A 13541-nucleotide genomic window follows, 5' to 3' on the forward strand; every position below is an offset into this window, starting at 1 on the left:
AGCAAGCCATGCAAGACCTCGATCCAATCGAAACCCAGGAATGGCTGGACGCACTGGAATCCGTCCTCGACAAGGAAGGCGAAGACCGTGCCCACTATCTGATGACGCGCCTGGGTGAGTTGGCCACTCGTAGCGGCACGCAGTTGCCCTATTCGATCACCACCCCCTATCGCAACACCATCCCGGTAACCCGCGAAGCGCGTATGCCGGGCGACCTGTTCATGGAACGCCGCATCCGCTCGATCGTTCGCTGGAACGCTCTGGCCATGGTCATGCGCGCCAACATGCAGGATCCGGATCTGGGTGGTCACATCTCCACCTTCGCCTCCAGTGCGACCCTCTACGACATCGGCTTCAACTACTTCTTCCAGGCGCCGACCGACGAGCATGGCGGCGACCTGATCTACTATCAGGGCCACGCTTCTCCCGGCATCTACGCACGCGCCTTCCTGGAAGGCCGCCTGAGCGAAGAGCAGATGCTCAAGTTCCGTCAGGAAGTGGACGGTGGCGGCCTGTCGTCGTACCCGCACCCGCACCTGATGCCGGACTTCTGGCAGTTCCCGACCGTATCCATGGGCCTGGGCCCAATCACCGCGATCTACCAGGCACGCTTCATGAAGTACCTGGAAAACCGCGGCTTCATCCCGGCCGGCAAACAGAAGGTCTGGTGCTTCATCGGTGACGGTGAGACCGACGAGCCGGAAACCCTGGGCGCCATCTCCCTGGCCGGCCGCGAGAACCTCGACAACCTGATCTTCGTCATCAACTGCAACCTGCAGCGCCTCGACGGCCCGGTTCGCGGTAACAGCAAGATCATCCAGGAACTCGAAGGCGTGTTCCGCGGCGCCAACTGGAACGTCAACAAGGTCATCTGGGGCCGCATGTGGGATCCGCTGTTCGCCCAGGACGAAGACGGCCGCATGCAGCGCCGTATGGATCAGGCGATCGACGGCGAGTACCAGAACTACAAGGCCAAAGACGGCGCCTACGTGCGCAAGCATTTCTTCGGCCACGACCCGGAACTGCTCAAGCGTGTCGAGAAACTGTCGGACGAGGAAATCTTCAACCTCAACCGCGGTGGCCACGATCCGTACAAGGTCTATGCGGCCTACCACCAGGCGGTCAACCACAAAGGTCAGCCGACCGTCATCCTGGCCAAGACCATCAAGGGTTATGGCACCGGTGCCGGCGAAGCGAAGAACACCGCGCACAACACCAAGAAGGTCGATATCGAGTCGCTGAAGAAATTCCGCGATCGCTTCGACATCCCGCTGAACGACTCGCAGCTGGAAGAACTGCCGTTCTACCGCCCGGCCGAAGACAGCGCGGAAATGAAATACCTGCGCAAGTGCCGCGAGAAGCTCGGTGGCCACCTGCCGCAGCGTAACCGCGGCAACATCAGCATCCCGACGCCGCCGCTGGAAACCCTCAAGGCCGTTCTGGATGGCTCGGGCGACCGCGAAATCTCCACCACCATGGCCTTCGGTCGCATCCTCGCGTCGCTGGTCAAGGACAAGGAGCTGGGCAGCCGCATCGTGCCGATCCTCGCTGACGAGGCCCGTACCTTCGGTATGGAAGGCATGTTCCGCCAGCTGGGTATCTACTCGCCAGTCGGCCAGCTGTACGAGCCGGTCGACCGCGACCAGGTGATGTACTACCGCGAAGAGAAGGACGGCCAGATCCTTCAGGAAGGTCTCAACGAGGCTGGTGCGTTCTCCTCCTTCATCGCTGCCGGTACCGCCTACAGCAACTACAACACGCCGATGCTGCCGGTCTACATCTTCTATTCGATGTTCGGCTTCCAGCGTATCGGTGACCTGGCCTGGGCTGCCGGCGACGGCCAGACCCGCGGTTTCCTGCTGGGCGGCACCTCCGGCCGTACCACGCTGAACGGCGAAGGTCTGCAGCACGAGGACGGCCACAGCCACATCCTCGCCAGCACCATCCCCAACGTGCGCAGCTATGACCCCACCTACGCTTACGAGCTGGCGGTGATCATGCGCGAAGGCACGCACCGGATGATGACCCTGCAGGAAAACGTTTATTACTACATCACCGTGATGAACGAGAACTACCAGCAGCCAGCCATGCCCGAAGGTGTCGAAGAAGGCATCATCAAGGGTATGTACCTGCTCGAAGAGGACAAGAAGGAAGCCGCCCATCACGTGCAACTGCTGGGCTGCGGCACCATCCTCAACGAAGTTCGCGAAGCGGCGAAAATCCTGCGCAACGACTACAACATCGGCGCCGATGTATGGAGCGTTACCAGCTTCAACGAACTGCGTCGCGATGGCCTGGCCGTGGAGCGCAGCAATCGCCTGCACCCGGAACAGGAACCCAAGAAGAGCTATATCGAGCAATGCCTGAGCGGCCGTCAGGGCCCGGTCATTGCCAGCACCGACTACATGAAGCTGTTCGCCGAACAGGTTCGCCAGTGGGTTCCGGTCAAGGAATACAAGGTACTGGGTACCGACGGTTACGGCCGCAGCGACAGCCGCCGCAAACTGCGTGACTTCTTCGAAGTGGATCGCCGTTGGGTCGTTCTGGCTGCGCTCGAAGCGCTGGCCGATCGTGGTCAGATCGAACGCAAGGCAGTGGCCGAAGCCATCGTCAAGTTCGGTATCGACCCCGAAAAACGCAACCCACTGGACTGCTGAGGAGACGCATTGTGAGTGAATTGATTCGCGTACCCGACATCGGCGGTGGTGAGGGTGAAGTCATCGAGTTGTTCGTCAAGGTTGGCGACCGCATCGAGGCCGACCAAAGCCTGCTGACCCTCGAGTCGGACAAGGCCAGCATGGAGATTCCGGCCCCCAAGGCCGGCGTCGTCAAGAGCCTGAAAGTGAAGCTGGGCGACAACCTCAAGGAAGGCGACGAGCTGCTCGAACTGGACGTGGAAGGCGATGCCGAAGCCGCCCCGGCCGAACAAGAGCCGGCACCTGCCCAGGCAGAGCCTGCCGCGGCAGCGCAACCAGCCGCCGAGCCGCAGGCTGAGCCTGCCGGCAGTGCCGAGCCTCAGGAAGTCAAAGTGCCGGACATCGGTTCCAGCGCCAAGGCCAGCATCATCGAAGTAGCGGTCAAGCCGGGCGATACCATCGACGTCGACCAGTCGCTGATCACCCTCGAGTCCGACAAGGCGAGCATGGAAATTCCATCGCCCGCTGCAGGCGTGGTGGAGAGCGTGTCGGTCAAGGTCGGTGATGAGGTGGGTACCGGCGATCTGATCCTGGTCCTCAAAGGCGCCGCTGGTGCACAGCCCAAGCAGGCGGCCAGCGCCCCTGCTGCCGCGCCGAGCGCCGCTGCACCTGCCGAAGCCAAAGCCGCCGCTCCTGCGGCAGCTGAAGAGCCGGCAGGCGAAAGCAGTGAAGAAGTGCGTATTCCGGATATCGGTGAAGACGCTGCTGGCGTGATCGAGGTACTGGTCAAGGTTGGCGACAGCGTCGAAACCGAACAGTCGCTGATCGTGCTGGAGTCGGCCAAGGCCAGCATGGAGATCCCTGCTCCCAAGGCTGGCGTGATCGAAAGCATGTCCATCAAGGTCGGCGATCAGGCCAAGACCGGTGATCTGATCCTGGTTCTGAAAGTCCAGGGCAAGGCCGCCGCCAAACCTGCAGCCGCCGCTCAGGCGCCAGCGGCTGCCCCGGAACAGGCCAAAGCGGCCAACGTTCAGGGTTCGGCACCTGCCAAGGCTGCACCGCAGGCCGCTCCGGCAGCCACGCCAAGCCGTGATGGCAGCAAAGTGCACGCTGGCCCGGCCGTACGCCAACTGGCCCGCGAGTTCGGCGTCGAGCTGAGCGCCGTGCCAGGCACCGGCCCGAAAGGTCGCATCCTCAAGGAAGACGTGCAGGTTTACGTCAAGGCCGAGCTGCAGAAGGCCAAGTCGGCTCCTGCCGCAGCGGCTGCCGGTGCAACCGGTGGTGCTGGCATTCCGCCGATCCCGACCGTCGATTTCAGCAAGTTCGGTGAAATCGAAGAAGTGCCGATGACCCGCCTGATGCAGGTCGGCGCCGCCAACCTGCATCGCAGCTGGCTCAACGTGCCACACGTGACTCAGTTCGATTCGGCTGACATCACCGAGCTGGAAGCCTTCCGCGTCGCCCAGAAGGCCGTCGCCGAGAAAGCCGGCGTGAAGCTGACCGTTCTGCCACTGCTGCTCAAGGCATGCGCCTACCTGCTCAAGGAACTGCCGGACTTCAACAGTTCGCTGGCGCCAAGTGGTAAAGCGATCATCCGCAAGAAGTACGTGAACGTTGGCTTCGCCGTCGATACCCCGGATGGCCTGCTGGTGCCGGTGATCAAGAACGTCGATCAGAAGAGCCTGCTGCAATTGGCTGCTGAAGCCGCTGCACTGGCAGAGAAAGCGCGCAACAAGAAGCTTTCGGCTGACGACATGCAAGGCGCCTGCTTCACCATCTCCAGCCTCGGTCACATTGGCGGCACCGGCTTCACGCCGATCGTCAACGCACCGGAAGTGGCGATCCTCGGTGTCAGCAAGGCAACCATCCAGCCGGTCTGGGATGGCAAGGCCTTCCAGCCCAAGCTGATGCTGCCGCTTTCGCTGTCCTACGATCACCGTGTGATCAATGGCGCAGCCGCTGCACGCTTCACCAAGCGCCTGGGCGATGTGCTGAACGACATCCGCACCATGCTGCTGTAAGCGAACCTTTTTCGAGCGCCACGCTCGTAACCTCGACCCCGCCCGATCAGGCGGGGTTTTTTTTGCCCGCCGTTGCGATGCGCGCCGCTTTCACAGGCACTCGCGAGGCCCGGAAAGACCTCAAATTGAAATAATTATTCTTTCCAAATCAGCCAGTTAAAAGAAAGACGTCACAATGCCATTAGATTTCTTGTCAGCCGTCAAACCATGGTGCAACCTAGGCGTCATTACCGCCTCACGGCGGCCAGGGAGATACGGCAACACCCCTTGTTAGCGCTATAGTGAAAATGCCGGGCGTTTGCCTACGCCAGCAGATGGATACAGCCATTCGATGAAAAGCCATCCCGATGCCGCGAGCCGTGCAGCGGCCGAGGTCGTGACGCAGCTACCCGTGCCTTCTCGGCTCGGCATGATGCGTTTCGAGCGGATGAACGAGGCGAACTGGTTGCTGCTGTTTCTCGATGCATCCTGTGAAAAGCAGTTCGGCATCCCCGCCGGTGATCTCTGTACCCTGGTCGAAACGCCCTACGCCAGCCTGATGGAGCCGGAAACGCGCTACCGGCTGCACGATGCCATCCAGCTACAGCTGTCCGAAAGCAGCCACTATCTGGTGCACTACACCCTGCACACGCCTCGCGGCCCCTTGAAGCTGATGGAGCTCGGCGAGCCCTTCAGGCAACGCGGACGGCACCTGCTGCGTGGTTACCTGATGGTGATCGAAGACGCTACTGCGGATAACTCCAGCCTGCCGACACCCGAGCCACCCGCGCCCGCCCTGGGGTTGGACACGCTGGACCAGTTCCAGCGCAGCCAGGCCGAGCTGCAGCAACATCAATTGCGCTCCCTGGCCCAGCAACAACTCATCGTACGCCTGGCCAGCCAGCGCTATCAGAGCAGCGACCCGACACGCGAAGCAGCCGAACTGATCACCCGTAGCGCCTGTGAGATCTACGGCGTGGCCCGGGCAGGTATCTGGCACATCAACGGCGACACACTCGACCCCGTTGCCCTGTACCTGGCCGATCAGGACAACTATGAAATCCCCCTGTCGATCGACGGCCGTCGCTACCCCAGCTACCTCCGTGCGCTCAAGGAAAGCCGCTCGCTGAGCGCCCATGACGCCGAGAACGACCCACGCACCTGCGAGCTACGTGACGACTACCTGCGCCCCGAGGCGATCACCGCCCTGCTCGATGCCAGCATCCGCGTTGGCGGCGAGCTGGTCGCCGTGCTGTGCCTGGAACACACCGGTGGGCCACGCATCTGGCAAGCGGACGAAGTCACCTTCGCGAGCGAGCTGGCGGATCAATACGCCAACGTGCTGAGCAATCAGGAACGGCGCAACGCCACCAGTGCCCTGTACCTGTTCCAGCGCGCCGTCGAGCAGAGTGCCAGCGCTTTCATCCTGCTCAATCGCGATGGCATGGTGGAGTACGTCAACCCCAGCTTCACCGCGATCACCCAGTACAGCGCCGACGAGGTGCAGGGCCGTCAGCTCGCCGAACTGCCGGCCCTGGAGAACCTCAGCGACCTGCTGTTCGACAGCACATCCGGTCTGGCCGAACAGAACAGCTGGCAGGGCGAGTTCAAGAGCCGGCGCAAGAACCTCGAGCCCTATTGGGGCCAGTTCTCGATCTCCAAGGTACATGCCGACGACGGCACCCTGACCCACTACATCGGCATTTACGAAGACATCACCGAAACCAAGCAGTCCCAGCAGCGCATCGAACGCCTGGCCTACAGCGACAACCTGACAGGGCTGGGCAACCGCTACGCCTTCATCCGCGCCCTGGAAAGACGCTTCACCAGCAGCGGCAGCGCACCGGTCAGCCTGCTGCTGGTCGACATCGACAACTTCAAACGTATCAACGATACCCTCGGCCACCAGACCGGCGACAAGCTGCTGGTGAGTCTGGCCAAGCGCCTGCGCAACAGTTTTGGCACCGAAGGCACCCTGGCGCGCTTCGCCAGCAACGAGTTCGCCATTCTGCTCGACAACTGCCAGAGCGAGCGCGGCCAGCTGATTGCCCAGCAGGTGCTGGAAACCCTCGACAAACCCCTGTTCGTCGACAACCAGCTGATCAACGTTACCGGCTCGGTGGGCCTGGCCTGTTCACCCGAACATGGCGAAGACCCGCAAACCCTGATGAAGCACGCGGGTCTTGCGCTGCACAAGGCCAAGGCCAACGGCAAGCATCAGTTGCAGGTGTTCACCGACGTTCTCAATGCCGAAGCCAACTACAAGCTGTTCGTGGAAAACAACCTGCGCCGTGCCCTGACGCAGAACGAGCTGGAGGTGTTCTACCAGCCCAAGCTCTGCCTGAAGACCGGGCAGTTACTGGGCATGGAAGCGTTGCTACGCTGGCAGCACCCCGAAAAAGGCATGATTCGCCCGGATCAGTTCATCAGCGTGGCCGAAGAAACCGGCCTGATCGTCCCGATCGGCAAGTGGGTGGTACGGCAGGCCTGCCGCATGAGCAAGCAGCTCACCGCAGTCGGGCTGGGCAACCTGCAGGTGGCGATCAACCTGTCGCCCAAGCAGTTCAGCGACCCGGACCTGGTCGGCTCGATCGCCGCCATTCTCGAAGAGGAACAGCTGCCGCCGGAGATGCTCGAGCTGGAGCTCACCGAAGGGTTGCTGCTGGAGGCCACCGAAGACACGCGCAGCCAGCTCAGCCGCCTCAAGCAACTGGGCCTGACCCTGGCCATGGACGACTTCGGCACCGGTTACTCGTCGCTCAGCTACCTGAAGAAATTCCCGATCGATGTGATCAAGATCGACCGCAGCTTCATCAAGGATATCCCCGAGAACCAGGACGACATGGAAATCACCTCCGCGGTGATCGCCATGGCCCACAACCTCAAGCTCAAGGTGGTCGCCGAGGGTATCGAAACCCCAGCCCAGCTGAACTTCCTGCGCCGTCAGCACTGCGATATCGGCCAGGGCTACCTGTTCGACCGTCCCATTGCGGGCCGCGATCTGGTAGAAAGCCTCAAGCGCTATCCGCGGCGCCCTACTCGCTGAACGGCACCTAACGTCTGTCAGCTGCCGCGGTCTACCCCAAACAACGACTCGGAGAACATGGCTCATGGTCTTACGCTCGCAAATTCTCGCCCATAAACTCGAACTGCCCAGCGCCGAGCAGGCGTTGCCCGGCCGCGAAACCGCGATCTCGGTGCCCGAGGCCCATTACGTGAATGGCAACCCGCTGCAGGGGCCGTTCCCGGCCGGCCTGCAGACCGCCGTGTTCGGCCTGGGATGCTTCTGGGGTGCCGAGCGGCGCTTCTGGCAGCAGCCCGGTGTATGGACCACCGCGGTGGGCTACGCTGGCGGTCATACCCCCAACCCCACTTATGAAGAAACCTGCTCGGGCCTGACCGGCCATGCCGAAGTGGTGCTGGTGGTATTCGACCCTCAGCAGACCAGCTACGAAGAACTGCTCAAGGTGTTCTGGGAAGTGCATAACCCAACCCAGGGCATGCGTCAGGGCAACGACATCGGCAGCCAGTATCGCTCGACCATCTACTGTACCGACGAGCAGCAGCTCGAGGCCGCACGCCGCAGCCAGGCGCAGTTCCAGAGCGAATTGGAGAAATCCGGCTTTGGTGAGATCACCACCGAGATCACCCTGGCGCCGACGTTTTATTACGCAGAGGCCTACCACCAGCAATATCTGGCGAAAAACCCGGAGGGTTATTGCGGCTTGGGCGGAACCGGCGTGTGCCTGCCAGCCTGAATAGCGAAAAAGCCACATGCGACTGTCTGCCAGAATGCACACAGGCCGCTAGACTTGTCGAACAGCCACTATCAGATCAAGCACGGAATGCCGGATACCAATCAGTACATTTCGCCCGACCAGCTTTGCGTCGGGCTTTATGTCCAACTCGATCTGAGCTGGTGGGAACATTCGTTCGCCTTCAGTAATTTCAAGATCAAGGACGAAAGTCAGCTCAAGCAACTGCGTGCACTGGGTCTCAAGCGCCTGCGCTACGACCCCGCGCGCAGCGACTGTGGGCCACTGGCATTGCCGGCCAAGGTTGTAGAACAGGCGCCGCCGGCACCGCCCGATCCGCAGGAGCAGGCCCGCCAGGTGCGGGTCAAGACACTCAGCGTGCTGCGCAAGAGACTGTCCGAGGTCGACCGGGCGTTCACCCAGGCCAGCCAGCGGGTCAAGACACTCAACCAGAGCCTGCGCAACCAGCCGGAAGAATCGGTCAAACAGGCCGGGGCGCTGGTCAACGAGCTGGTCGAGACCATGCTTGGCGAAGACGGCGTCGCGCTGCACAGCATCACCGGCAAGGCAGCCGAAGACGCCTACGTACACTCGCTGAACGTCACCGTGCTGTCGATGATGCTGGGCCGTCAACTGGGCCTGGATAGCGAGGCCAGCCATATGCTCGGCATGGGCGCCCTGCTGCATGACATAGGCAAGCTGGAAATACCCAGCAAGGTGTTGCTCAAACCACCACCCCTGACCCGTGCCGAACAGCAATTGCGGGAAATGCACACCGTATTCGGGCGCCGCATGGGCGAGAAGCTGATGCTCGATGACGACGTGCTGCGCATCATCCACGAGCACCACGAATACTGCGACGGCAGCGGCTATCCACAGCAACTGCGCGAGGCGTCGATAGGCCGCCTGAGCCGCATCGTGTGCATCGCCAACCACTTCGACAACCTGTGCAACCCGCTCGACCCGCGCACCGCACTGAGCCCCCATGAGGCGCTGGCGCGCATGTACTTGCCACAACAGCGAGTACATTTCGACGAGGTCGCACTGAAGGCCTTCATCCGTTGCATGGGCGTCTACCCGCCAGGCAGCCTGGTGCAGCTGGAAGACGAGCGTTACGCCCTGGTGCTGGGCATGCACCCGACCCTGCCGATGAAGCCGACGCTGATCGTCTACGACCCCCAGATTCCCAAGGAAGAAGCCCTGATCGTCAATCTGGAAGCAGAGCCGTCACTGACCATCGCCGCCAGCGTACGCGCCTCGCAGCTGCCACCGGAAGCCCTCGAATACCTGAATCCGCGCCAGCAACTGAGCTACTACGTCGATCCACGGCGAAGGTAGATAAAAGACTACTCATCCATGGATGTGCCTAGATGTCCGAACACCCTTACCTTCTCGTCCATGGTCTGATCGGCAGCCTGCGTGACCTGGCACCGGTATTTCACTCACGGGGCATGCAGGCACATGCGCCGGATCTGCTCGGCTACGGCGCCATGCAGCATGTGGATCCCTGCGCCATCACGCTACCCGGGCAGGTGGAACACCTCGCACGGTGGCTCGCGGAAAGGGATATCGAGCGCGTTCATCTGGTAGGTCACTCCGTTGGAGGCGCGATCGCGATGCTGTTCGCCACGGCTCATCCGACAAGCGTCGCGTCGATTCGTAATGTCGAAGGAAATTTCTCGCTGGCCGATGCCTTCTGGTCAGCCAGCGTGGCCCGCATGACGGCCCATGAGGCCGACACGATGCTCGCGCAACTCAGGGAAAACCCGGATGGCTGGTTGGCCAAGTCGGGGATAGCGGCCTCTGCAAGCCATCGCGCCACCGCATCGAGTTTTCTAGGCAACCAACCGGCATCGACCATCCAGGCCACTGCACGCTCGGTCGTTGCAGTCACCGGCCACGCCGATTACCTGGATGCAGTCAGGAAAATATTCGCAGGACAGGTCCCCGTTCACCTGATCGCCGGTGAACGCTCGAGGGATGGCTGGAACGTTCCACAGTGGGCGCTGGAAAAGGCAGCCAGCTTTACCTGTGTGCCCGGTGGGCACCTGATGATGGTGGAAGATCCGGCGCGGTTCGTGGATGCCCTCACGAGCAGCCAAGAACGGAGCGGCGATCGATGAACAGCAGCGCTGTCAGCCCTGTTCAGCGATCAGCCAGTCCAGGCGCCAGCTTCCCTTGCTCTGCGCCAGGCGCTCGGCCAGCCAGGGCAGCAGCTCACGCAACTCGTCCTCCAGGCCCCATGGTGGATTGCTGATCAGCAGGCCGGAGCCGTTCAGGCGCTGCGCGTCATCGGCGGGGTGCACGAACAGCTCGGCCCGCAGCAGCTTCGGCGCCGCGCTCTTTTCCATGTCGCGGTAGAAGCGCTTGAGCTGACGCTCATCCTTGATCGGGTACCAGATCGCCACGATGGTCTGGCGCATGCGCCCGATGGCCTCGTTGAGGGAGGTGACGCAGCGTTCCAGCTCGTCGGCCTTCTCGAACGGCGGATCGATCAGCATGACCGCCCGCTTCTCACGCGTTGGCAGCAGGGCGCGCGGCAGGTGCCAGCCCTCCCCCAGGTGCACGGCCACACGCCGATCACCGGCCATGTTTTCCTTGAGCAACTGCCCGTCCTCCGGGTGTTTCTCGTTGAGGTGCAGGCGATCCTGCTCGCGGGTCTGCAGGCGCGCCAGCTCGGGCGAGCCCGGGTAATGGCGCAGCACGCCATCGGGATTCATCGCGCGGATCACTTCCAGGTAATCGAGCAACGGCTCCGGTATATCCGTGGCGTCCCACAGCCGGCCTACCCCCTCGCGCCACTCACCGGTGCGGCTGGCCTGGTCGCCGGTCAGGTCGTACAGGCCAACACCGGCATGACTGTCCAGATACGCGTAGGGGGCCTCCTTGCGCGCCAACAGGGCGAACAGGCGGCAGAGCACCAGGTGTTTCAGCACATCGGCGTGGTTGCCGGCATGGAAGGCGTGGCGGTAATTCATCGTCGGCTCCTGAGCAGGAGGCGAATTGTAGCCGTCCTGCGCGTGCGCTGCAGCGCCTGCAATGGATTAGCCCGACAGTGTCCGGCTTGTTCTGCGCCATCACGGCGGTCGATGATGCTGGCGGGTCACGTGCAGCCCCCTAGACTGGCTGCATTCAACCGGAGAGCCATCATGCCCGAGACCTTGCTCAACGCCCGCAACCTGGCGTTCGAACTCTACGAAGTACTGAATGCCGAGGCGCTCACCAGCCGCCCGCGATTCAGCGAGCACAGCCGGGAAACCTTCGAGGCCGCGCTGGACACCGCGCGCAGCATCGCCGAGGAGTTGTTCGCCACGCACAACCGCAAGGGCGACGAGCACGAGCCGCAGTATGTCGACGGCGCCGCGCAGTTGATCGACGAGGTCAAGCCAGCGTTGCAGGCCTTTGTCGATGCCGGCTTCCTCAACGCGACCAGAGACTTCGAGGCAGGCGGCATGCAGTTGCCGAACCTGCTGTCCCAGGCCTGTTTCGCGCATTTCCAGGCGGCCAACATCGCCACGGCGTCCTACCCGCTGCTGACCATGGCTGCCGCCAACCTGATCGAAGCCTTCGGCGACGAGCTGCAGAAGCGCCGCTTCCTGCAGCCGATGATCGAAGGCCGCTTCTTTGGCACCATGGCCCTGACCGAACCCCACGCGGGCTCGTCCCTCGCCGATATCCGCACGCGCGCTAAACCGGTGGCCGATGGCAGCTACCGGCTCAAGGGCAACAAGATCTTCATCTCCGGTGGCGATCATGGCCTGAGCGAGAACATCATCCATCTGGTGCTGGCCCGCCTGCCCGACGCACCAGCAGGCGTGAAGGGCATTTCGCTGTTCATCGTGCCGAAGTTCCTGATCGGCGAAGACGGCAGCCTGGGCCCGCGCAACGACGTGGTCCTGGCAGGCCTGTTCCACAAGATGGGCTGGCGAGGCACCACCTCCACGGCGCTGAACTTCGGCGATCAGGGCAATTGTGTCGGCTATCTGGTGGGCAAACCCCATGCTGGCCTGTCCTACATGTTCCAGATGATGAACGAAGCCCGCATTGGCGTGGGCATGGGCGCGGTGATGCTCGGTTACGCCGGCTATCTGTACTCGCTGGAATACGCACGCCAGCGCACCCAGGGCCGCTTGCCCGACGGCAAGAGCCCGGCTAGCGCTCAGGTGGCGATCATCGAGCACGCCGATGTGCGCCGCATGCTGCTGACCCAGAAGGCCTACGTGGAAGGCGCTTTCGATCTCGCGCTGTACTGCGCTCGCCTGTTCGACGATAGCCAGACACTGGAGGAAGCGGCACAACGTGAGCAAGCCGGGCAACTGCTCGACCTGCTGACTCCGGTGGCCAAGTCCTGGCCGTCCGAGCATTGCCTGCAGGCCAACGCCCTGGCAATCCAGATCCTCGGCGGCCACGGCTATACCCGGGATCATCCGGTGGAACAGTACTACCGCGACAACCGCCTCAATCCGATCCATGAAGGCACCCACGGCATCCAGTCCCTGGACCTGCTGGGACGCAAGGTTGGCCAGCACGGCGGCGCGGCACTCAAGGCATTGAGCCAGCAGATCATCGCAACCTGTCAGCGTGCCGAGCCCTTCATCGAACTGGACGCCCTGCGTCAGCCGCTGGAAAAGCTGCTGGCACGCTTGTCCCAGGTAACCCTCGGCCTGCTCGGCGACCTCCAGCAGGGCCGCGTGAACGGCACCCTGGCGGACTCGGCGCTGTACCTGAAGGTGTTCGGCCATCTGGTGATCGGCTGGCGCTGGCTGGAACAAGCCGTTCACGCCGAGCAGGGGCGCCTCGCTGGCAATGCGGCCGACGCCGACTTCTATAGCGGCAAACTGCAGGCAGCCCGCTACTTCCTGCTACGCGAGGTGCCGGGCTGCCATCACGACCTGGACCTGCTGGAGCAACGTGACGACACCTGCCTGGCAATGAACGAGGCGTGGTTTTGAGCGACGGCGATCGAGTAACCCTCCATCGCGCGATACCTGACACCGCTTGGTGGGTTACGCGACGCGCCGAGATGGCGGCGCCTGGAGCACGCGGCCATGGCGCCGCTAACCCGCCCTACGACACTGGGGCCTGCAGGGACGACCAAGCTTGATCTGCGGTGATCGCGCAAGCCGTGGGGTTGAGTTATCCACAACGAG

8 protein-coding genes are annotated in these 13541 nt (G+C 62.6%); 7 read left to right on the plus strand and 1 reads right to left on the minus strand.

What is annotated here, in order from left to right; all coding sequences use genetic code 11:
- The first annotated feature begins 8 nt into the window (after positions 1-8).
- The 6 genes from aceE (at position 9) to QRN22_RS12365 (ending at position 10514) form a co-directional block, all read left to right on the plus strand.
- The gene (gene aceE / locus QRN22_RS12340) at positions 9-2657 is read left to right on the plus strand and encodes a pyruvate dehydrogenase (acetyl-transferring), homodimeric type (RefSeq protein ID WP_042553895.1); all 2649 of its coding nucleotides are present in this window, start codon (positions 9-11) and stop codon (positions 2655-2657) included.
- Between the two features lie 11 nt (positions 2658-2668).
- Complete coding sequence (aceF, locus tag QRN22_RS12345; protein WP_042553894.1) at positions 2669-4657, plus strand: dihydrolipoyllysine-residue acetyltransferase; 1989 nt, start codon at positions 2669-2671, stop codon at positions 4655-4657.
- Positions 4658-4988: 331 nt separating this feature from the next.
- Entirely contained in the window at positions 4989-7682 is a 2694-nt protein-coding gene (locus QRN22_RS12350) for a sensor domain-containing phosphodiesterase (RefSeq protein ID WP_042553893.1), read from the plus strand.
- Positions 7683-7746: 64 nt separating this feature from the next.
- Positions 7747-8394, plus strand: a complete 648-nt coding sequence (gene msrA, locus QRN22_RS12355; protein WP_042553892.1) for a peptide-methionine (S)-S-oxide reductase MsrA — start codon at positions 7747-7749, stop codon at positions 8392-8394.
- Positions 8395-8448: 54 nt separating this feature from the next.
- Positions 8449-9729: an HD-GYP domain-containing protein gene (locus QRN22_RS12360; protein ID WP_231570158.1), complete on the plus strand. Its 1281-nt coding sequence runs from the start codon at positions 8449-8451 to the stop codon at positions 9727-9729.
- Positions 9730-9761: 32 nt separating this feature from the next.
- On the plus strand, positions 9762-10514 hold the full coding sequence (locus QRN22_RS12365; protein WP_042553891.1) for an alpha/beta fold hydrolase: 753 nt from the start codon (positions 9762-9764) through the stop codon (positions 10512-10514).
- A 12-nt stretch (positions 10515-10526) separates the two neighbouring features.
- On the opposite strand, the gene QRN22_RS12370 is transcribed toward QRN22_RS12365, so the two are convergent.
- A complete protein-coding gene (locus QRN22_RS12370) occupies positions 10527-11369 on the minus strand; it encodes a 23S rRNA (adenine(2030)-N(6))-methyltransferase RlmJ (protein WP_042553890.1) in 843 nt (280 codons plus the stop codon).
- Positions 11370-11540: 171 nt separating this feature from the next.
- Between QRN22_RS12370 and QRN22_RS12375 the strand changes: the two genes are divergently transcribed.
- On the plus strand, positions 11541-13343 hold the full coding sequence (locus QRN22_RS12375; RefSeq protein ID WP_042553889.1) for an acyl-CoA dehydrogenase: 1803 nt from the start codon (positions 11541-11543) through the stop codon (positions 13341-13343).
- Positions 13344-13541: the final 198 nt, after the last annotated feature.

This window comes from Pseudomonas sp. MEJ086 (genome assembly GCF_030209025.1).
In the GTDB taxonomy this organism is placed as follows: domain Bacteria; phylum Pseudomonadota; class Gammaproteobacteria; order Pseudomonadales; family Pseudomonadaceae; genus Aquipseudomonas; species Aquipseudomonas fulva_A.